Source organism: Halomonas chromatireducens (assembly GCF_001545155.1).
Lineage (GTDB): Bacteria > Pseudomonadota > Gammaproteobacteria > Pseudomonadales > Halomonadaceae > Halomonas > Halomonas chromatireducens.
Genome location: NZ_CP014226.1, coordinates 1,000,045 through 1,021,319 on the forward strand (window position 1 = coordinate 1,000,045; position 21,275 = coordinate 1,021,319).

15 protein-coding genes and 2 pseudogenes are annotated in these 21,275 nt (G+C 57.1%); 8 read left to right on the forward strand and 9 right to left on the reverse strand.

The genetic code is table 11. The features are described from left to right. The first annotated feature begins 417 nt into the window (after positions 1-417). The 5 genes and pseudogenes from LOKO_RS04680 to LOKO_RS20055 form a co-directional block, all read left to right on the forward strand. Complete coding sequence (locus tag LOKO_RS04680) at positions 418-2,556, forward strand: nucleoside-diphosphate sugar epimerase/dehydratase (protein ID WP_083517427.1); 2,139 nt, start codon at positions 418-420, stop codon at positions 2,554-2,556. A gap of 349 nt (positions 2,557-2,905) precedes the next feature. After that, a complete protein-coding gene (locus tag LOKO_RS04685) occupies positions 2,906-4,024 on the forward strand; it encodes a polysaccharide export protein (protein WP_066445731.1) in 1,119 nt (372 codons plus the stop codon). A gap of 2 nt (positions 4,025-4,026) precedes the next feature. Beyond that, positions 4,027-4,464 carry a low molecular weight protein-tyrosine-phosphatase gene (locus LOKO_RS04690; protein WP_066445733.1) on the forward strand — a complete coding sequence of 146 codons (438 nt, stop codon included), beginning with the start codon at positions 4,027-4,029 and terminating at the stop codon, positions 4,462-4,464. A 46-nt stretch (positions 4,465-4,510) separates the two neighbouring features. Beyond that, positions 4,511-6,709, forward strand: coding sequence for a polysaccharide biosynthesis tyrosine autokinase (locus tag LOKO_RS04695; RefSeq protein WP_066445736.1), 2,199 nt, complete (start codon positions 4,511-4,513; stop codon positions 6,707-6,709). A gap of 22 nt (positions 6,710-6,731) precedes the next feature. Beyond that, a pseudogene (locus LOKO_RS20055) lies at positions 6,732-7,454 on the forward strand (NAD-dependent epimerase/dehydratase family protein); the annotation flags it as partial. 162 nt (positions 7,455-7,616) lie between these two features. Here the strand turns inward: LOKO_RS20055 and LOKO_RS20060 are convergent. Next, positions 7,617-7,775, reverse strand: a pseudogene (locus LOKO_RS20060) (30S ribosomal protein S5); the annotation flags it as partial. Between the two features lie 13 nt (positions 7,776-7,788). Here LOKO_RS20060 and LOKO_RS04705 point away from each other — a divergent pair. Then, positions 7,789-9,498: a Mur ligase family protein gene (locus LOKO_RS04705; protein ID WP_235588937.1), complete on the forward strand. Its 1,710-nt coding sequence runs from the start codon at positions 7,789-7,791 to the stop codon at positions 9,496-9,498. Beyond that, positions 9,495-10,667 carry a beta-aspartyl-peptidase gene (iadA, locus tag LOKO_RS04710; protein WP_066445739.1) on the forward strand — a complete coding sequence of 391 codons (1,173 nt, stop codon included), beginning with the start codon at positions 9,495-9,497 and terminating at the stop codon, positions 10,665-10,667. The genes LOKO_RS04705 and iadA overlap by 4 nt, the downstream gene beginning before the upstream one ends. A 125-nt stretch (positions 10,668-10,792) precedes the next feature. Here iadA and LOKO_RS04715 read toward each other — a convergent pair whose 3' ends face one another. The 8 genes from LOKO_RS04715 to LOKO_RS04750 form a co-directional block, all read right to left on the reverse strand. Further along, on the reverse strand, positions 10,793-11,461 hold the full coding sequence (locus LOKO_RS04715; protein WP_066445746.1) for a dihydrofolate reductase family protein: 669 nt from the start codon (positions 11,459-11,461) through the stop codon (positions 10,793-10,795). 121 nt (positions 11,462-11,582) lie between these two features. Beyond that, positions 11,583-11,957, reverse strand: coding sequence for a VOC family protein (locus LOKO_RS04720; protein ID WP_066445748.1), 375 nt, complete (start codon positions 11,955-11,957; stop codon positions 11,583-11,585). A gap of 442 nt (positions 11,958-12,399) precedes the next feature. After that, complete coding sequence (locus LOKO_RS04725; RefSeq protein ID WP_066445751.1) at positions 12,400-13,239, reverse strand: hypothetical protein; 840 nt, start codon at positions 13,237-13,239, stop codon at positions 12,400-12,402. 252 nt (positions 13,240-13,491) lie between these two features. Beyond that, the gene (locus LOKO_RS04730; RefSeq protein ID WP_201025357.1) at positions 13,492-14,580 is read right to left on the reverse strand and encodes a UvrD-helicase domain-containing protein; all 1,089 of its coding nucleotides are present in this window, start codon (positions 14,578-14,580) and stop codon (positions 13,492-13,494) included. Beyond that, the gene (locus LOKO_RS04735) at positions 14,555-16,159 is read right to left on the reverse strand and encodes an ATP-dependent nuclease (protein WP_417935378.1); all 1,605 of its coding nucleotides are present in this window, start codon (positions 16,157-16,159) and stop codon (positions 14,555-14,557) included. The genes LOKO_RS04730 and LOKO_RS04735 overlap by 26 nt, the downstream gene beginning before the upstream one ends. Positions 16,160-16,566: 407 nt before the next feature. After that, complete coding sequence (gene dxs / locus LOKO_RS04740; protein ID WP_066445758.1) at positions 16,567-18,486, reverse strand: 1-deoxy-D-xylulose-5-phosphate synthase; 1,920 nt, start codon at positions 18,484-18,486, stop codon at positions 16,567-16,569. 51 nt (positions 18,487-18,537) lie between these two features. Further along, positions 18,538-19,425: a farnesyl diphosphate synthase gene (locus tag LOKO_RS04745; RefSeq protein ID WP_066452220.1), complete on the reverse strand. Its 888-nt coding sequence runs from the start codon at positions 19,423-19,425 to the stop codon at positions 18,538-18,540. Next, positions 19,412-19,711 carry an exodeoxyribonuclease VII small subunit gene (locus LOKO_RS04750; protein ID WP_066445761.1) on the reverse strand — a complete coding sequence of 100 codons (300 nt, stop codon included), beginning with the start codon at positions 19,709-19,711 and terminating at the stop codon, positions 19,412-19,414. Before LOKO_RS04750 ends, LOKO_RS04745 begins: the two co-directional genes overlap by 14 nt. A gap of 277 nt (positions 19,712-19,988) precedes the next feature. On the opposite strand from LOKO_RS04750, the gene serA reads away from it, so the two are divergent. After that, a complete protein-coding gene (gene serA, locus LOKO_RS04755; RefSeq protein ID WP_066445763.1) occupies positions 19,989-21,239 on the forward strand; it encodes a phosphoglycerate dehydrogenase in 1,251 nt (416 codons plus the stop codon). The last annotated feature ends 36 nt before the right edge of the window (positions 21,240-21,275 follow it).

Here is a 21,275-nt window from a genome sequence, read left to right on the forward strand (position 1 = left end):
GTGGCCAGTTTCCTGGGAATGCCGGTATTAGAGAGTTAATGTTTTTATTGTTCGCTTCTGATGCTGAGAGCGGAACATTAGTGTGGCATCAATTCTATGAATCGTCTGAGATTGGTGTGGTGCCTGACTTTTATATTCATAAGGTGTGTCGGTATTAAGGGGTTAATGTTGCGCTCAACCTCATCCGATACGTAATGTGGCACTGTGGTTGGCAATCAGCTTTCGGCATTGTCTAAATGTGGCGAAAACATCATTTCTGTAAGGGGGTGGGGATTACGTTATTAAGGTTGTGCTCAAGTCGTATTGTTCGATACTCAATGTTACATTGAATGTGTCAATCGTTATTTTGATGTGACTGGCGCTTCAAAGGGTTCAGGATGGGCCTGGGGCTGGTTTGGCCAAGAAAAGGGATAGAGAATGGCACAACTACTTAAAAAGCTGTTTAGCCTGCCACGGCGTCATAAGCAGACTATCCAGCTCCTGGCCGATTCTTTTCTAATTGTGGTCAGTTTCTTTACTGCGATGCTGCTGCGGCTGGACTCAACGCGTTTCCTTACGGATCCTGCAGTGTGGATGGCATTACCTGTGGTGGTGCCGGTTAGTTTAATCATCTTCATGAGATTAGGTTTCTACCGTGCCATCATTCGTTATATGGGTCTCAAGGCCTTCCAGGCCGTAATGGCCGGGGTCATGGGTTCGGCCTTGACGCTGGGTGTCGTCAGCACTGTGTTTAGTCTACCTGTCCCGCGGTCTGTGCCCTTTATCTACATCATGCTAGCGCTGATGACCATCGGTGGTGTACGACTAGCGTTGCGCCTGCTGTATCAACGCGGTCAACAGCGCCTCAAGACGCGGGTGCTGATCTACGGTGCAGGGGCTGCAGGCAGGCAGTTGGTGATGTCGCTTCACCATGGGCGGGACTACGAGCCGGTCGGATTCGTCGATTATGCGCCGAAGTTGCAGGGAACTCATGTTCAGGGGCTTAGAGTGTATGCCCCAGACGACACTAACCGTGTAATCAATAGCTATGGCGTCGAAAAATTGCTGTTAGCGGTGCCGGAAGCCACTCGCTCCCGTCGTCAGGATATCATTGAGTCGCTGGAGCCGCTATCCATCCCGGTTCAGACAATTCCTGACATGGCGGATGTCATTTCCGGTAAAGCTAAGTTCAACGAGCTGCGCGACGTGGCGGTCGAGGACTTGTTGGGCCGAGACCCGGTGCCTCCCGACCAGACTCTCATGGTGGCGAATATAGCAGGAAAGGTCGTCATGGTTACTGGTGCTGGAGGCTCAATTGGCAGTGAGCTCTGTCGCCAAATTCTCCGGCAGCATCCAAGTAAACTGCTGCTGGTCGATGCCTCGGAATTTTCACTTTACCGTATTGAAAACGATCTACAGCGCATCGCAGCAGCTGAGTCGATAGAGGTCGTTTTCAAACCTATCCTGGCATCAGTACAAAATGGTGATCGCATTAAAGGGTTGCTGGATTATTTTGGGGTTAGCACCATCTACCATGCCGCAGCTTATAAGCATGTGCCAATGGTTGAATATAACCCCGGGGAGGGGGTGCTAAACAACGTATTCGGCACCTTGGCAGTAGCCAAGGCAGCCATCGCTGCAGGTGTCGACGACATGGTATTAATCTCTACCGACAAAGCGGTCAGGCCTACCAATGTTATGGGTGCCAGCAAGCGAATGGCAGAGCTAGTCTGCCAGTCGATGGCCGCCTTGCAGCAAAAGACCCGCTTCTCCATGGTGAGATTCGGAAACGTGCTGGGATCGTCTGGCTCCGTTGTACCTCTCTTCCGCAAGCAGATCGAAATGGGTGGCCCTATCACTGTCACCCACCCAGAAATCACACGTTACTTCATGACAATTCCAGAGGCAGCTCAGTTGGTGATACAGGCCGGAGGCATGGCCCGGGGTGGCGATGTGTTTGTTCTCGACATGGGCAAGCCGGTCAGGATCGTCGAGTTGGCAACACGGATGGTGCGCCTGACTGGCCTCGAGCCACACTTCCCCCAGTCGAACCCATCCTCCCCGCAGGTTTTGCGTAAGGGATGTCCGGTGGGTCAGGGACTGGCAGAAGGAGAAAAAAAGGGTGATATCTCTATCATTTTCACTGGGCTGCGCCCTGGCGAGAAGCTCTATGAAGAACTTCTCGTGACCGAGGCTGTAGGCAAGACGCGTCATCCTCGGATCATGACGGCCAACGAAGCTTCACTAAGTTGGGAGGAACTAGAGCCGATTCTCTCATCCTTGCACACAGCCTGTAAGAATCAGGATGCAGACAGCATTCGTCGCGTGCTGATGGAAGCGCCGACCCAGTACCACCCCCAGTCTGATGTTATCGATTTCGAGCCACAAGCGCGAAGCACCGATACGACTCCCAGTCCTGGCATGTCTGAAACAGTCTTGTCGAAAGGAGGAAAATCGCCATCACAGGTCGAGATGTCCACCAACTGGCAAGAAACAAGCACGTCTCGGGAAGAGGGGGGAAGCAGCGGTAAACCGGTTACAGCCAGTGTGGCCTTCTATTCACCCAAAGGGCGCTAGCACAGCCCGGGCTAGTGGAGGGTAGTTAGCGACTGGCCGTCTGTTGCCGTTATGCCGAGGGTAGCAGGCAAAGGAGCGTAGATTCAGCTGACACTAATTTACCGCCTTGGAAAAGTTGTTGCCGGGGCAATTGCTGGATATTGAGACGTCCTGACTCGTAGCGAATTGTAAGGCAGGGCCGGGCTTTTGAGAATTGCCTTGGCCTTGAGGGAACCACTAAAGGAAAGAATAAGCGTAGTGACGCTTCAGGCCTCGGGGATGCGCCGCACACCTCGGGGCGGTAGCGTGCCTGGACGAGATCGCCAAGGCCAGGGCGCCACATACAATTGAAAAAATGGGGGAACGGCCAATGCGCACTTTGATTGCTACACGCCAGATATTGATTCTCACCGCCATGTTGACGCTCGGAGGCTGTGCTATCGCCCCCGGCGGGCACATGGACTACGACACGGGCCCAGCACCGGAACTGGAGCATCTGGTTGATATCGAACCCATCACGCCTGAAATTATCAATTCCCTGGAGCGAGCCGAGCGAAGGGTTAGCCCCATGCCGTACACACTGCGTAGCCAGATTGCTGACTACGATTATGTTGTTGGACCTGGTGATGTGTTGAGCATCGTGGTTTACGATCATCCTGAACTGACGATTCCTGCCGGTGCGGAACGCAGCCCCGCAGAGGTCGGGAATCAGGTGCGCGCCGATGGGACAATTTTCTATCCGTTCTTGGGGCGTATTAATGTGGCGGGCAAGAACACCGATCAGATCCGCTTACAGATGACTCGCGGCCTTTCCCAATTCCTTACAGATCCTCAGGTCGATGTGTTCGTGGCAGCGTTCAACTCCAAGAAAATCTATGTTACTGGTGCGGTAGGCTCCCCTGGCGTTCTGCCGATCACCAATGTGCCGATGACAATCATTGATGCCATCAGTGAAGTGGGTGGCCCTACCTCTGACGCTTTTTGGCATGATCTCACTTTCATTCGCGAAGGCGAGGAGGAGCGACTGTCTTTGTACGCGCTGCTCAGCGAAGGGGACCAGAGGCAGAATCGGCTGTTACAGGATGGCGACATCATTCACGTCCCCACTGCCGAGAATCAGGGAATCGCCATGATGGGGCAGGTGCGTTCGCCGGGTAACTTGCCGATGAATCGCGAGCGTTTGTCGCTTTCGGATGCCATCTCACGAGCGGGCGGCATCAATGAAGTCACTGCCAATGCCTCGGGTATCTTCGTACTGCGTCGCCAGCCGGAGACAAGCGAAAAACTGGCAACGGTTTATCAGCTCGATGTCAACGATGCCACGGCTTTTGCATTGGCAGGCGCCTTTCCGCTGGAGCCGCAAGATATTGTCTATGTCACTGCGGCACCGCTGGCTCGCTGGAACCGTGTGATTAGCTTGCTGCTGCCATCCATCGGTCTGCCAGGCGACATCCGCGGCTCCACTGCCAATCTGGATGAGTTGCTCTGAGAATGTTCGATCACATCCTCATTGTCTGTACGGGCAATATCTGCCGCAGCCCTGTGGCTGCGGCGATGCTCCGCAAGCGCTTGCCTGAGCGTCGGTTTGAGTCAGCGGGCCTCGGCGCCTTGGTGGGGCAGGGGGTAGATCCCAAGGCGTTGCAGCTGGCCATGGCAGATGGCCTCGATGTCGCAGGACATCAGGCGCGCCTGCTCGACGACGATATGATGACCAACGCAGATCTGGTGCTGGTGATGAGCGATGGGCAACGTCGGGAAATTGCCAACCGCTGGCCAGAAATGCTAGGCAAGACCATGCGACTCGGGAAGTGGCTGGAGGATGGCGATGGGCGTGATATCCCCGATCCGTATCGTAAAAGTCATGATGTGTTCAAGCATGTGCATCGGATGTTGTTGCAAGCAACCGATGGTTGGGTGTCGAGACTATGAAACGTGTTGCCCCAATATCTTTCTCAACTGTCTGAAGTAGAGCGCAATGTCTGATAAACAAGTGACTCAAGCCCCCGCCGAGGAAACCATCGATCTGGGACGCATGTTTGGTGTCCTGATCGATCATAAATGGTTGATCATATTCGTTACTGGCCTATTTGCCGTGGTCGGCTTCGTTCACGGTATGTTGGCGACGCCGATTTACCAATCGGATGCGCTTGTGCAGGTAGAGCGCCGTTCGAGCGTCAGTCCGTTGGGCGATGTGGGCAACATCATTGGCACAGAGAGCCTGAATACACCGGCAGAGCTGCAGATTCTGCAGTCCCGCATGGTGCTGGGGCAGGTTGTGGACTGGCTTGGACAGGACATAATCATCCGGCCCGTCGAGCTGCCGGTGATCGGAAATTTCGTTTTGCGCCGCAATATACCGCGCCCCGGCTTCATGGATGGACAGCCGCATATATGGGGCAATGAAAGTATCGATGTTCCTCGTTTCGAGTTGTCCGACCGGCGCCGGGGCCAGCAGATTCTGGTTGAGCGTATCCTCGACGATCGTTACCGCGTGCTGGTCAATGGCGAGGCTGTGGGTAATGGACGCATTGGTCAGCCGGAAATATTCCTAGATGGCGACCTTGAGTTGACGATCGACGGCTTCGATGCTGCTGTCGGTGCGCGGTTTCAACTGCTCAAGCGGCACCGCAATTCTGCAATCCGCTCCATCGGTAGTCGCTTGCAGGTAGTGGAAGCCGGAGGCCGAGGGACACCGACAGGAATGCTGCGCATGACCATGGTCGGACCGGATACTCAGGAGATCACCCGTACCCTTGATGCAGTGGCGGAAACCTTCCTCACACAGAACGTTGAGCGTCAGTCGGCACAGGCGCAACAGAGCCTGGAGTTCCTGGAGCAGCAGGCTCCCGAACTTCGTGAACAACTGGTAAGCGCAGAGCAGAATCTCAACGAATATCGCGCCAACCTCGATAGCGTGGACCTCAGCAGCGAAGCTCAGGCAGCCATTCAGCGCTACATCGAGCTCGACACCCGGCTGAATGAGCTTGAGTTTCAGGAAGCGGAGCTGGCCCAGCGCTATACACCAAGTCACCCCAGCTATCAGGCACTGCTCCGGCAGAAGAGCCAGATCGAACAGGATCGTGCCGAGCTCAATGCTCGCGTCAATGAACTGCCGGCTGCCCAGCAAGAAGTTGTGCGTCGGACACGCGATGTGGAAGTCACCCAGGCAATTTATGTGAACGTCCTCAACAAGATGCAGGAACTTCAGGTCGCCCGGGCCGGCACTATCGGTAACATTCGAATCATAGACCGCGCTGAAATCTCTGGCCAAGTGTCGCCCAACAGGGCGAGGACCACTATCCTGGCAACGCTGCTGGGCTTGATTCTGGCGATCGGCGTCGTATTACTGCGTGAACTCTTGCGCCGCGGCGTCGACTCCCCCGAGCAGATCGAGTCTGCCGGACTCCCTGTGTATGCCACCATCCCGCTATCCAGTGCGCAGAACAAGCTGGCACGCCGGGTCAAGCGTAAACGCCGAAAGCCCGCTCAAGACATTGTGGTGGGAGTCCTGGCGGAGCGAGAACCTTCTGACCTGGCACTTGAGGCCCTGCGTGGCCTGCGAACCAGCCTGCACTTCGCCATGCTCGAAGGGCGTAACAATCGGTTGATGATCACTGGCCCCAGCCCGGGTGTAGGCAAGAGCTTCGTCAGTATCAATCTCGGTGCTGTCAGCGCCCAGGCGGGAAAAAGGGTATTGATTGTGGACGCCGACCTGCGCAAAGGCCACATTCACCACGCCTTTGGCAAGGCGAGCGAAAACGGCCTAGCCGACTATCTGGCAGGCCAAATACCGCTGGAGGAAATCATCCAGCCGACTGGAATGGAAAACTACTGGCTCATCACTCGAGGCACGGCGCCGCCCAATCCCTCCGAACTGCTGATGCAGCCACGTTTTGCCATAGCCATGGAGGAACTGAGTCAACAGTTCGATCTAATTATTGTTGATACACCGCCGGTACTGGCTGTGACCGATGCCAGCGTCGTCGGAAAGCAGTGTGATACCACCTTGCTTGTGGCGCGGTTCGAAACCAACCCGGTGCGCGAGATCATGGCAGCCAAGCGGCGCCTGGAAGGCAACGGTCTGGTAGTGCAGGGCGCCATCCTGAATGCCATGGAGCGCAAGGCATCGACGGCCTCCGGCCACTATGGCTATTACTTCTATAATTATCGCTAGTAAATACTCAGGTTGTGAGCTCATGAAAGTACTTGTAACGGGTAATGCCGGTTTTATCGGCTTCCACACTGCCAAGCGTCTTCTCGAGCGTGGCGATAGTGTCGTTGGTTACGATAGTGTCAATGATTACTACGATCCCGCCATTAAAGAAGCGCGGCTAGCGATACTTGAAGAAACGGCGGCGAACACGGGAAGCGACTACCACTTCATCCGTGACAATTTGGCAGATCAGCCCAGGGTCAATGCTATTTTTGCCGAGCATGCGTTTGATCGAGTGATCCACCTGGCCGCTCAAGCGGGCGTTCGCTATTCATTGGAGAATCCGCACAGCTACGTAGAGAGCAATGTCGTCGCGTTTACCAATATCCTGGAGGCTTGCCGCTATGCCAAGGTTCAACACCTGACCTATGCCAGTACCAGCAGCGTTTATGGGGCCAACACCAAGATGCCGTTCTCTGAGCATGAAGGGGCCAACCACCCTCTGCAATTCTACGCTGCGACCAAGAAAGCTAACGAGATGATGGCGCACAGCTACAGCCACCTGTTCGGCCTGCCAACCACAGGCCTGCGCTTTTTCACGGTTTATGGGCCTTGGGGCCGGCCGGACATGGCGCTATTCAAGTTCACCAAGAACATTCTGGCCGATGAGCCGATCCCGGTCTTCAACCACGGTAACCACACCCGTGACTTCACCTACGTGGACGACATCGTCGAAGGGGTGATTCGTGCCAGTGACCAGATCGCCGAGCCCAACGCGAACTGGGATAGCAGCCAGCCGGATCCCGCGACCAGCAGCGCACCCTACCGGCTATTCAACATCGGCAACAACGACCCGGTGAAGCTCAGCGCCTATATCGAAGCGATCGAAGCGGCGCTGGCCAAGCCGGCCAAGAAAGAGTTACTGCCACTACAGCCGGGCGACGTACCCGATACATACGCCGACAGACAGGCCGCGCTTGGCGGCGATGTCGTCCGGCGACTGCATGGAAGCGAGGCCCTTGACGGTTGCCCGCACCACGTTCACCGGATTGGTGGAACCGTAGCACTTGGCCAGGACGTCATGGACTCGGCGCGGCGTCATGGAGCAGCTGCGCAAGGCCGTGGCGCGGCTCATCGATGGTCAGACGACACTGCAGGCGCTGATAGACAGGGAGAACCGGGACCCGCGTCGCGGTATCGGCCATGAAAACCTGCTGACACAGATTCAGCTGGACGAACATTCCCATCGGCTGATAGCACAGCAGAATCTTAGCTTGGAGAGCGTCATCGCGACAGGCAAGGTCATCTATCTGAAGTCGACGGCGAACCTGAGCACCGGGGGAACTGCAACGGATGTCACCGAGGATGTTCACCCTGAAGTGAAATACGCAGCAGAGCGCATCGCCCGCCTGGTCGGACTCGATATCATCGGGATCGACCTGCTCGCCGAGACTCTGACGGTGCCCTTGGAGGAGCAGTCTGCCGCAGTGGTCGAAGTCAACGCGGGTCCGGGATTTCGCATGCACCTTTCACCGACCCATGGCACGGGCCGGGATGTCGGTCATCACGTCATCGAGATGCTATTTCCAGATAAAGAAGACACCGGTCGCATACCCATTGTTGCGGTGACCGGAACCAACGGAAAAACGACAACGGTACGTTTGATCTCTCACCTGCTCCGTCAAGCGGGAGGCTGTGTCGGCACGGCCTGCACTGGGGCCATAGAGATCGACAACCACGTCATCATGCGGGGAGATTACAGCGGACCACAGGCGGCCGTGACCGTTCTGCGCGAGCCAACCGTCGAGTATGCCGTGTTGGAAGTGGCGCGGGGCGGCATCATGCGTCGCGGGTTGGGTTTCGATGAATGCCAGGTCGGCGTGCTGCTGAATATTGAGAGTGATCATCTCGGGGAAAACGACATCCATACCCTGGATGAGCTCGCGCGTTGCAAGACCGTGGTGATCGACGCGGTCCACCAGGAAGGGACGGCCGTGCTCAATGCCGATGATCCGCGTGTGCTGGCAAGCAGGGAATGGGCCAGAGGGAAGGTGATCTACTTCTCTCTGGATTCCGACTCAGAGCCTGTCCGTGAGCATGTGCAAGACCATGGGGTCGCATTCACGGTTCATGACGAGTGCATCGTGATGCGCCAAGGGAATGTCGAAGCCTCCATCATCTCGGTAGGGGATACCCCGATTACCTTCGAAGGCCATGCCCGTTTCAATGTTGCCAATGCCCTGGCCGCCAGCGCCGCAGCCTACGCGCTGGGGCTGAGCATTGCCGATATCCAACTGGGCCTGCAGACGTTTCACCCGACGCCGGGGCAGAATCCGGGACGCACCAATTTTATCGACGCCGGGGACATAAAAGTGCTGATCGACTACGGCCATAACGTGCCGGCGCTGAAAGCCCTGAGCGAACTCGTCAGCCGTATCCCTGCTCAGCGGCGCATCAGCGTGGCCAGCGCCCCGGGTAATCGTCGTGATGAAGACCTTTATGCCCTGGGAGCTCAGTTGGCCAGCATGCATGACATCGTCTTGCTTTGTGAAACGGCGCCTCGGGGCCGCCCCGTCGGTGAAACCGTCGGCCTGCTGCGCGCTGGGGCAGAATCGGAGTCTGGCACCTGCCGCGTCGAGGTAATCATGGACGAACGTCACGCCGTCGACAGAGCGTTCGACGAGGCCAGGGAGGGCGATCTACTGGTTCTACTGATCGAGGATATCGAGAGTGCCACCGAACGCCTGCGCGGGCGGCGGTTCTTGCCGGATACCCCAACCGCGGATAGCGACGCAGGTGGACGAACATGATACCCAGCGATGTATGTAAAGCCGGGCTCATGACGCTATTGCGCGTCGGTGGTATTAACTCGCCCGAACGGCTCGAGCAAACCGACATCCTCATGGCAGGGGGGAGAATCACAGCCCTGGGACGCGATCTCGACATCCCCAGGGGCTGGCCTATCCATGTGGTGGACGCGCATCATCTTATCGCCGTCCCCGCCTTCATCGACCAGCATGTGCATGTCACCGGGGGCGGCGGCGAAGGCGGTTGCGGTACCCGCTGCCCGGAAATTACGGCCCGGGAAATCGCGTCGATGGGAATTGGCACGGTGGTGGGTGTGCTTGGCACCGACAGCATCAGCCGCTCCCCGGCAGACCTGCTGGCCAAGGTGCGTGGGCTTGGTGCCGAAGGCATATCGGCCTTCATGTATACCGGTGCGTATCGCGTTCCGCCCCCCACGCTGACCGGCGACATTCAACGCGACCTGGCGTGGATTCCTGAAGTCATAGGCCTCGGCGAAATCGCCATCTCGGACCATCGATCTAGCCAGCCACGGCAGGATGAAATCGAACGTATCGTCAGTGATACTCGCGTTGGCGCCATGCTGGCCGGCAAGCGGGGTATCTGCCATTTCCATATCGGTGACGGAAAGCGGGGACTCGAACCGCTGCGCAGATTGCTATCCGAGACCGAAATTCCCGCCGATCAAGTGATCCCAACCCATGTAAATCGCTACGCTGCACTGCTCGAGGAAGCCGCGGACTATGCACTAGCATTCAATGCAACTGTCGATGTCACTGCCTTTGAAGATGCCGGCGATGGACTCTCCGCCTTTGATGCGGTATCTCGCTTATTGGCCCGTGGGGTTCCCCCCGAACTCATCACCATGAGCTCCGATTGCAATGGCAGTTTGCCAGAATTCGATACCAACGGGACGTACCTGGGGATGAAGGTGGCCAAGAACACGACACTGATTGCGGATTGGCAACGTCTCGTTCGTGAAGGTGTGCTGCCGCTCGAATCGGCCTTGGGTCTGATTTCCACGAACGTGGCTCGGGTACTCGGTTTACACGCCAGAAAGGGACGTATCGCTACCGGCTTCGACGCCGATGTAACGCTTCTCGACAGCGAACTTCAGCCGCAGCAGACGTTCGTGGCGGGGCAATGTGTCTATGACGTGAGAACCACGGAATAGCCAACGACGGCGATGCTGGCATAGCAGCCATGCGCCACATAAGAGACAAGCGCTGATGGAGGTGGCTTCAGCTCCGGCCCGACGGTTCGGTGACCGGAGTGCTGCCCACCCTGGCTAATCGCTCGCTAACCTTCCCACTGCACCTTCTCGCGCCGCGCGACCTCCGCCGCAGTTGGCGGATCCATGGCAAAATCCCCCGTTTTCACCACGCCCTCGCGTATATGCTTCGCGATCACAATACCGTTGGGCGACACGCGACTGGCCGCAAGCTCGTACGCTGCTGGCTTTACCGCATCATCGAAGAGCTTCTTGCCCTTCCCTAAAACGACGGGGAACGTGAACGTATTGATTTCATCGACGAGGTCGCTCTGCAGCAGCGTCTGGACCAGCGCAGTGCTGCCTTGGGTGAGAAGTGCCGGTCCGTCTTCCTGCTTCAGCCTGGCGACACCCGATGCCGCGTCACGGAGGGCCACCGACTCCTTCCAGGTCAAATCCAGGCCCTTTCGAGTCGCCACGTACTTCTTGATCGAATTGAAGGTTCTGGCGATGAAGTCATCAGGCCCTTCCTCCGCATACGGCCAGTGCGCGGCGAAGATCTCATACGTCTTGCGGCCAAGCAGCAGGTCGAACGGCTGACGGAACAGCTTATCCATCTCTTCTCCGAACACCTCGTCCACCAGCGGTGCGACCCAGCCGCCGTAGCGGAAGCCACTGGTCGGGTCTTCATGCGGCCCGCCAGGCGCCTGCATGACGCCATCCAGTGAAACCATGGCACCGACAATCACTTTACGCATCAACTCATCCTCCTGGTTTGCTTTCGCACCCAGTCGTCGAACGAGACACCACGCAATCGACAGTCCGGTAAACGCGCAGACTGCCTTTCACGGCATTGCCGCTTGGCGCACCACCCGCTACTCAGGCCTCCGGCTGATGGCAAACGGCCTCGATGTTATGCCCATCCGGAGCGATGACGAAGGCCGCATAATAGTTTGGATGATAGTGCGGACGCAGACCGGGAGCGCCGTTGTCCTTGCCCCCTGCCTCCAAGGCTGCACGATAGAATGCCTCGACCTGTTGACGAGTGTCAGCGACGAACGCGATGTGAAGAGGAGCAGGCTTCTCCTTGGCTTGATTCAGACACAGCGACGAATCGCCCCTTCCGCAAAGCTCCACACCGTATGACGGGTCTCCTTCCGCTCCCCCCACCACCCCGAGTGGTTCGAGGGCTTTCAAGAAGAAGGCTTTACTTGCCGCATAGTCGCTGACGCCGAATTTGACATGATCAAACATACGCCCTCCGAACTGGTGGGCCGATGGGCCCGCTTTGCATAAACTGATTCTCACGACTTGCCCTAGCATCCAGTAGTCGTATGGGATACGACCTAATCGACAGCCCGCCCCCTTGATTGCCTAAGACAATTGCAGGAGGACACGTTAGCGCACGACAGGCGGAGACGGCGGTGGTTCGATAGAGACAATTTTCGCCATGACGCGGCACCACATAAGAAAAGAACGCTGTAGGAGGTAGCTTTAGCTCGCGACAGCGGTGTTGCCAACCTTGGAGAGAGCACCAACAATAGCGTGGCACAGAAAGCAAGAAACCAGCCGGCTCTTTCTCCGTCACTGAGATATACCCTCAGCCCAGTGGCAGGAATCGGCCAGAAGCGGACGATCAGTGAGAACTTATAAAGATGCCGCCTTTAGGCGGCAGAAATCTGTGTAACATAGACCGTCATAAAGTTAGGGAAGTGCGTGAAAGCCAGGAAGGAAAAACTGCAGCAACAGCCAGAGTCACTATCGAAAAAAATGCAATTGCCAGCGGCAGATAAAATCCAAGAGCAACTCGGATTCTTTGAAGCCAGAATATTCTCCTTATATGCTCCAAGACCTTACTGGCAAGAACCTCCTCCATGCTTGGAACCCCCTTGTCAAATCGACGTTCAAGGTAATCCTTAACCTCATAGTCAAATTCGGTAACACCCGCTTTATCCATCCTCAACTTTAGCTGCGTCTCAATTTTTTTTCTCGCCTTAGAAAGAGACTCTCTCCTATCATCATACTCCTCGGCAGAATTACTATCAAAAAGCTCCTTTTCCTTATCATTTAGAACTCGAATTTTTGATTTATACCAGGCCCAGATATCCCTTCTTTTCTCCGACATCCGCTCAGATTCATCTTGAAAATTCGCAAGCTTATCAAGATACTGGAGATGAATTAAACGAAGCTCCTCTCTCATAGAGTTAATTGGGCCATGAAGCATATAGCGCTTGTAATGTTTCTCGATCAACCACGCAATCATCAGCTGCGTAGTTGCATAAAATACTACGGCAGCTAGCGGAAAAGCCAGTAGTAACCAATGTTCAGTTTGAAGATTGAACCCCAAAACCTGGACACTATCCGGCTTCTGGCTTGCTAAGCTGAGTCCGATGAGAGCAAGCGACGTTATTAGAGTTAAGGTGGCGCGCGCATCAAGCTCCGAGACAGGCCGAAGTGCTTCATAAGCGGCCATGTATGCTTCTATCGAGCGCGGCGCTTTTATTTCGGTGCTGGACGAGTTTGGTAGCAATGACATCTGGCCTCTCCAGTAGCAATTTTTGCCTAACGTAATGCTGCCTACGAATTATTTTACATTTTAAATACTAAAATCTGAAAAAACCAACTACAACCTTCTAATATACTCAAAGAAAAGAGCAACATCATGTGCAATTCTTCTCAGCACTGCCTCGGCATTAAAATATAAGGCATCAGGCACTTAGGCTCCATAACAGCTTAGCCTATACTTCGTCTATCGGCCAATAGCGGGCTTTAAAAGCAGGCCTTTACGCTAAGGTTGCCAATAGGGAAGAGTAGACCCACCTGGATTGTCCATGACAATCGCCACGCTTTGTGCCGCCCGTGTCACAGCGACGTAGAAACTAGCTGCAGGCGTGGGAGGCAAGTAGGCGCCCGTACGCAAAAACTTGGCGATATCACTCGTCGGCACTATTAAAACGCGCTCATGAGTCGTCCCCTTTGCGAGCTTGAAATTCAAATAGTCGAGACTATAGGCTTTACCGGAATTTGCCGTACTACGCAGACATTGCGGTTTGAAATTGTCGATATATTCATCGATATGCTTGCTTTCGATGAGGAACACGCCATCATGTCCTGTCACCTTTTCATTTCTTGACTCAGTTGCCGGAAACGACCAGCTTGGGTCGAAAATTGTGTCGGAAAATGTAGCAATGTTAGGATGGCAACGCCAAGTAATTGCGTTCTCTTCGATCTCTAACAGCCCTTCTCCCTCACGCTCGCGAAACCATTTTATCGCTTCGGCGTAAGCATATTTCTTGTTCATTCTGCTACGAGGATTCGTCGCGAGCACAGATTGGCGAATATCGCCAACCATCCGCATATCAACTGATGAAGAGAGCAGAACGTCAATGATTTCCCAGTCATAAGCACTGAGGTCCTGCACTTCATCTATTAGAATTTCATCGTAGAGACATTCCAGTCGCTGCACTAGTTTTCCCGCACTAGCCGAAACTAGCTCATGAGATAAGCGACCCAATTCGCAACCATAGATAGCACCTTTCGAATCGATAAAGCGACTCTTGCCCTTTGCCATTCTGTGGGGGCGGCCATCGAAATTAAAGCCAAGTACTCTCTCGGAAGGGAATTTAAATGGCAAGAACGGACGAGCAAAATGTCGCAAAAGAAAAGTAAACCATCCCAACACCTCCACTCCAAGGTGGCCGCCGGCATGCTGCGCGAGTCGACTACGCAACTCTGCCTGATTAGTTTGCGTATACGTCAAAACCAATACGCGTCGATCGCTAGAAAGCGATGCACAGTGTTCGACCACGCCTTGTGTCTTTCGCGATCCGGCAACCGCAAGCGTTAGATAATTAGTCATAGATAAAACGAGCTGCATGCACCATATAGTCCGGTGGCTGAACGACCTGCGCTGTACTTGCAATTCTGATTGCACCCTCCGTCTTTTCTCGCTTCATCCAGGTCGCAAGGTCTGCATCCGCTCTAATTCCAAGAATTTTTCTCAGCGAAGCCTCACCATTCTGGTGAATCAGCTGAGGCTCAAGTGTTTCACCGTGATCAACTTCGCCAATAAATATTTCGCGCCTACTTTCCTTCAACCATACCTTAACACCCTGACGCAACTCTGCTGGAGAGGCCCCGTCATTATCTCGTAGTGCAGCTACCTTTTTGTCTAGTGATGCACATAACTCTAGGCAGCGCCTCAGCGACAAGCCGCGCATACTAAGCACATCAATTCCACACTCCATCGGTTGTTTCCCGTGCAAATCACTAAAAATACGTTCGAAAATTATTTCATCCGAGGGCCCTTCCACTAGCACAACTTTTTTGGCCAGTATCATACGAAGGGTGTCGTAACCTGGAAGTTTCTGGAAGTACGAAACAGTCTCTGGATCTAAATCGGGAATTCTGCTTTGCAGGCTGTTCTCCACAAGCAAGAGAGCATCGAGTCCCAAGCGGTTGAGAACGAAAGAGCTATGGGTTGTCACGAAAAGTTGCTGTTCATCGCTCGCCAAAGAGCGTATACGCGAAATCAGGGTCGTAAGGCTAGTATGTGTAAGGTGATTCTCGGGCTCCTCAACCATCACAAAGTTTGTCACCCCTGAATGACGACTCATTGCCAGCGATATCTTGATAGCTGCTTGTTGACCTTGTCCCGACATAGAAAACGGCACATTATCGACATGAGGGATGACTGAGCTCTCCCACGAAGTTCGAGCGCTTTGATCCATAGCCAATGCCATTGGCCGGTCATGAAGGGCGGCATGGAGCCCACCTAAACGATCGTTGATGCCACTCAGCGAGGTTTCTGACATTGAAGCTTTCATTTGCCTAAAGGCTAGCGATATCTCTGCTCGCTCCGCTGGCTCTAGATGATCGCCAAGAATTTGGCGCAAGTGATAATCAACGCCAGATAACGACCGTATAGTGCGTGAATCAATCACTGCCGTTGATAGAAGCTTTGGACGGCGCGTAATCTTTTCGTCGGCAAAAGACCGCCAATCCAGAGCGTAGTATTCTACTGGCAGAAGATTCGACGGACTTTTCTTCCACTCATCAATTTCTGAAGAATAATCTGGATTTGGATATACCCTAATGGCAACACCAGGGCAAGCGGTGGTTGGCACATCAGTATTGATTGCCCCGCATAACTGCTGCAGCTCTGCACGATCGTCGAAGAACAACTCAATTCGTATTTCTGGTAGTGAGGGGTTCATCCCACTTTGCAGCTTGCAAACAAAGTCGTTAACCATGGTCGTGTTAAACCAGTATGGATTGAGTTCTTCCGAGGCATAACGACCATTTACACGTCCTGTCAGAGCCAGCGTTATCGCTTCCATGAGCGTCGATTTTCCGGCCTCGTTTGCGCCGACTATTAAATTTAGACTCTGGTTAGGCTCCAATATGAACTGGTCGTAAACGCGGTAGCCATAAATCTTGACTTTACTTATCAACACATGTCCCCGTAAAAGCTAAGCGGTAAATATTCACACTCGCCGTGAACGTAGCGACTCCAAGGATGGCATAGGCATCTCAACGCCTTAGTCCGCTTTGGGTCGTTTCCTGCCCTTCGCTGCACACGCCTGCAACTGCCGATACCGATTTTTATCCATCTAACCATGGCACCTCCGCCAGTCGCGAGCTAAAGCTACCTCCCTCAATCATCGATGCAACCAATTGCAGGTGTCTTCGTGCCTTCAGGCATGGGCAAGCAAGGCAGTCAAGAGCATTGATTACCTAACCTTACATAGCCATGCACCATTTGCGAGCTTTTATTGCTCACTGCTTAACCATCATTATTCAACGTTAATTCAATAAAAACCGGCCAATAAGGCCGGCTTGGTATGCACTATGGTTGGTTCGATTAGCCGAGACGCGCGCGAATCGCCGCTTCGATACCCGGCGCGTCCAGTCTGCATTCGGCAAGCAGTTCAGCGGGCTTGCCGTGTTCGACGAAGGCGTCGGGAAGGCCGAGGTTGAGGAGTTCCACCTGCACCCCCTCGGCGGCAAGCAGTTCGTTGACGGCGCTGCCGGCACCGCCTGCCACGACGTTCTCTTCCAGGGTTACCAGCAGGTCGTGCTCGTCGGCGGCGGCCAGGATGGCCTCCCGGTCCAGCGGCTTGATGGAGCGCATGTTGATATGGGTGGCGTTCAGCGCTTCGGCCACCGCAGCGGCGGGGCCGTTGAGACTGCCGAAGGCCAGCAGTGCGATACGACTGCCGTCGCTGCCGGCCTCGCGCCGATGCTCCGCCTTGCCGATCTCCAGCGGCACCAGGTTCGCCGGGATCGCCACGCCGGGGCCGCTGCCGCGGGGGTAGCGCACCGCGGCGGGGCCGGGGTAGTGGTAGGCGGCGCTGAGCATGGCGCGGCACTCGGCCTCGTCGGCGGGCGCCAGTACCACCAGGCCGGGCACGCAGCGCAGGTAGGAGAGATCCATGCTGCCGTGATGGGTGGGGCCGTCCTCGCCGACCAGGCCGGCCCGGTCGATGGCGAAGGTGACATCGAGCCCCTGCACCGCCACATCGTGGATCAGCTGGTCGTAGCCCCGCTGCAGGAAGGTGGAGTAGATCGCCACCACCGGTTTCATGCCCTCGCAGGCCATGCCGGCGGCAAGCGTCACCGCATGCTGCTCGGCAATAGCCACGTCGTAGTAGCGCTCGGGGTATTCCTTCGAGAAGCGGATCAGGTCGGAGCCTTCGCGCATCGCGGGAGTGATGCCGATCAACCGTGAATCGCTGGCCGCCATGTCGCACATCCAGTTGCCGAAGACGTTGCAGTACTTGGGCGATTTTTTCTTGGCCGGTGCAGCGGGCTTGCTCGCCACGCCACCGCTCTTCTCCAGCTCGCTCTTTTCCAGCTTTGTGATGGCGTGGTAGCCAATGGGGTCCGCCTCGCCGGGCAGGAAGCCGCGACCCTTGCGGGTCTTGACGTGGAGAAACTGGGGACCCTCCAGGTCACGGATGTTGCGCAGGGTCTGGACCAGGGTGGGCAGGTCGTGGCCGTCGAGGGGGCCGATATAGTTGAAACCCATCTCCTCGAACAGCGTGGCCGGGCTGACCATGCCCTTCATGTGCTCTTCGGTGCGCCGCGCCAGCTCCAGCGCACCCGGCAGATGCGACAACACCCGCTTGCTCTCTTCGCGGATGGCCAGGTAGGGCTTGCTCGAGAGAATGCTCGCCAGGTAGCTGGCGATGCCGCCGACATTCTCGGAGATCGACATCTCGTTGTCATTGAGCACCACGAGCATGTTGGCGTCCACGTGCCCGGCATGGGCCAGTGCCTCGAAGGCCATGCCCGCGGTCAGGGCGCCGTCGCCGATCACCGCACAGACGCGCCGCGTCTCGCCGCGAGTGCGCGCTGCCAGGGCCATGCCCAGCGCCGCCGAGATCGAGGTGCTGGAATGACCAACGCCGAAGGTGTCGTACTTCGACTCCGCACGGCGCGGGAAGGCGGCCAGGCCACCATACTGTCGTATGCTGGTCATCGCCTCCCGCCGACCCGTCAAGATCTTGTGCGGGTAGGCCTGATGGCCCACGTCCCACACCAGCCGATCGTGGGGCGTCTCCAGGGCGTGATGCAGCGCCACGGTGAGTTCCACTACGCCCAGCCCGGCGCCAAAATGGCCACCGGACACCCCGACGCTGTAGAGCAGGTAGGCACGTAGCTCATCGGCCAGCTGCGCCAGCTGGCCGGCGTTCATCGCCCGTAGCGCCGCCGGGGAATCCAGCGTGTCGAGCAGCGGTGTCACCGGGCGCTCGCCGGGAATTTCGTCGTAGAGCTTCATGTAGGCTTCTGTCTGTCAGGGAATCGCTGAATCACCGCTTTCAACGCCTCCTCAGTGGTCTCGTTCGATCATGTAGCGGGCCAGCTCGGCCAGCGGTGCATTCGCCTCGCCCAGCGGCGCCAGGGCTGCCAGGGCCTCCTCGGTCAGCTCCAAGGCCCGGGTGCGAGCGCCATCCAGCCCCAGCAGCGCCGGGTAGGTGGGCTTGTCGCGGGCTGCATCGGCGCCGGAGGCCTTGCCCAGCGTACGGGTATCACCGGTCACGTCGAGGACGTCGTCGTGTATCTGGAAAGCCAGGCCAAGGGCTTGGGCGTAATGTTCCAGTGCCGCTACCCGAGGGTCGCTCTCGACCACCGCCGTCAGCGCTCCCATGCGTACCGCGGCACGAATCAGCGCACCGGTCTTGTGGGCATGCATGGTGGCAAGGGCCTCGACGTCAGGGTGGCCGCCAACGGCCGCCAGGTCCAGCGCCTGTCCGCCAACCATGCCGTCGCGGCCGGCGGCCCGGGCGAGTGTCAGCATCAGTGCGGGCAGCCGCGGATGGGCGGCACTGGCCAGCACCTCGAAGGCAAGGGTCTGCAGGGCATCGCCGGCCAATATCGCCGTGGCCTCGTCATAGGCGCGATGTACCGTGGGCTGGCCGCGGCGCAAGTCATCGTCGTCCATGGCGGGCAGGTCGTCATGTACCAGCGAGTAAGCGTGAACCAGCTCCACCGCAGCGGCCGAGGGATCCAGGTCAGCGTCGGCGGCACCCAGCGCACGGCCGGCCAGGTAGACCAGCACCGGACGCAGCCGCTTGCCGCCCACCAGCAGCCCATGCCGCATGGCCTCATCCAGGCGAGGGGCGGCGGTCTGGCGCGCATCGAAGGCGCGCGCCAGGAAGGCGTCCACCCGGGCACGATCGGCGGCCAGACGCACCGCGAAGGGGTCAGCGTTCACTATCGGCCTCCTCCTCGGATGGCGCACTGAAACTGTCGAAGTCGACGCCGCCTTCCGGGCCCTCGACCAGGGTTCGCACCCGCAGTTCGGCCTCGTCGAGGCGACGCTGGGCGTCGCGGGTCAGGCGCACTCCCTGCTCGAAGGCAGCAAGCGAGCCCTCCAGCGACAGCTCGCCGGACTCCAGCCGCTCCACCAACTGTTCCAGTCGCTCGACGGTGGTGGCGAAGTCGGCACCGGCCTCATCGCTCGCCATCGTCTCTGACGACGGTTGCTTGTCTCGCTCTGCCATGGAAAGTCCCAGCCCATCACCGCTATCTATAGGGGCCACAGTATACACGCTCTCCCCCGGTGTTCGTCTGCCGCCCGCAACAACCTGCAGCGCGCTCATCTTCGCGGCGCAGCATTTTCATCTTCACCCGAAGCGGCTGTGCTACCATAAGCGCCCTGTTTCAAGCCTGCCAATGCCCTTTCCTCGCTGTTCGGCAGGCCTTCAGGCTCACTACTGTCGCGGCACGGCTGTCCCGTCACCGCATGCGGCTCGCACCGAAGAAGGGGTTGATTCGACCATGGCCAAAACGTCCCTGGACAAGAGCAAGATCAAAATCCTGCTGCTCGAGGGCGTCCACCAGAGCGCGGTGGACAATTTCCTGAACGCCGGTTACACCAACATCGAACACGTGGCGACCTCGCTGGACGAGGCGACGCTGGTCGAGAAGGTACGGGACGTTCATTTCATCGGCATTCGCTCGCGCACCCAGCTCAACTCGCGTGTGTTCGAGGCGGCCGAGAAGCTCGCGGCCGTGGGCTGTTTCTGCATCGGCACCAATCAGGTCGACCTGACCTCGGCGCTGATCCGTGGTATCCCGGTGTTCAATGCGCCCTACTCCAACACGCGTTCAGTGGCGGAGCTGGTGCTGGCCGAGGCGATCATGCTGCTTCGCGGCATTCCCCAGAAGAACGCCCATGCCCATCAGGGCGGCTGGCTGAAGAGCGCCAAGAATTCCCATGAGGCCCGCGGCAAGACCCTGGGTATCGTCGGCTACGGCAATATCGGTGCCCAGCTCTCGGTGCTGGCGGAATCGCTGGGCTTCAACGTCATCTTCTACGATGTGGTGACCAAGCTCGGCATGGGTAACGCCAACCAGGTGGCCAGCCTGGAAGAGCTGCTGGCCCGTGCCGACGTGGTCAGCCTGCACGTGCCGGAACTGCCCTCCACCAAGTGGATGATCGCCAGGGAGCAGCTGGCGCTGATGAAGCGCAGTGGCATCCTGATCAACGCTTCCCGCGGCAGCGTGGTAGTGATCGAGGATCTGGCCGAGGCACTGAAGGAGGGCCGGCTCTACGGCGCCGCCATCGACGTCTTCCCGGTGGAACCCAAGGGTAACGACGAGGAGTTCGTCAGCCCCCTGCGTGGCCTGGACAACGTGATTCTCACGCCGCACGTGGGCGGCTCCACGCTGGAAGCCCAGGAGAACATCGGCATCGAGGTCTCCGAGAAGCTGATCACTTACTCCGACAACGGCACCACCGTCACCTCGGTCAACTTCCCCGAGGTGGCCCTGCCGGCGCACCCGGACAAGCATCGCGTGCTGCATATCCACGAAAACGTGCCGGGCGTGCTCTCCGAGATCAACCGCGTCCTCTCCGAGAGCAATATCAACATCTCCGGCCAGTACCTGCAGACCAACGAGAAGGTCGGCTACGTGGTCATCGACGTGGACAAGGCCTATGGCCCCCAGGCACTGGAAGCCCTGCGCCAGGTCGAGCACACGCTCAAGGTACGGGTGCTCTACTCCGAGACCAACTTTCAGGATTGAGGCCGGCTAGCGCCGCAAGCCCAGGCAGCAGCTCAG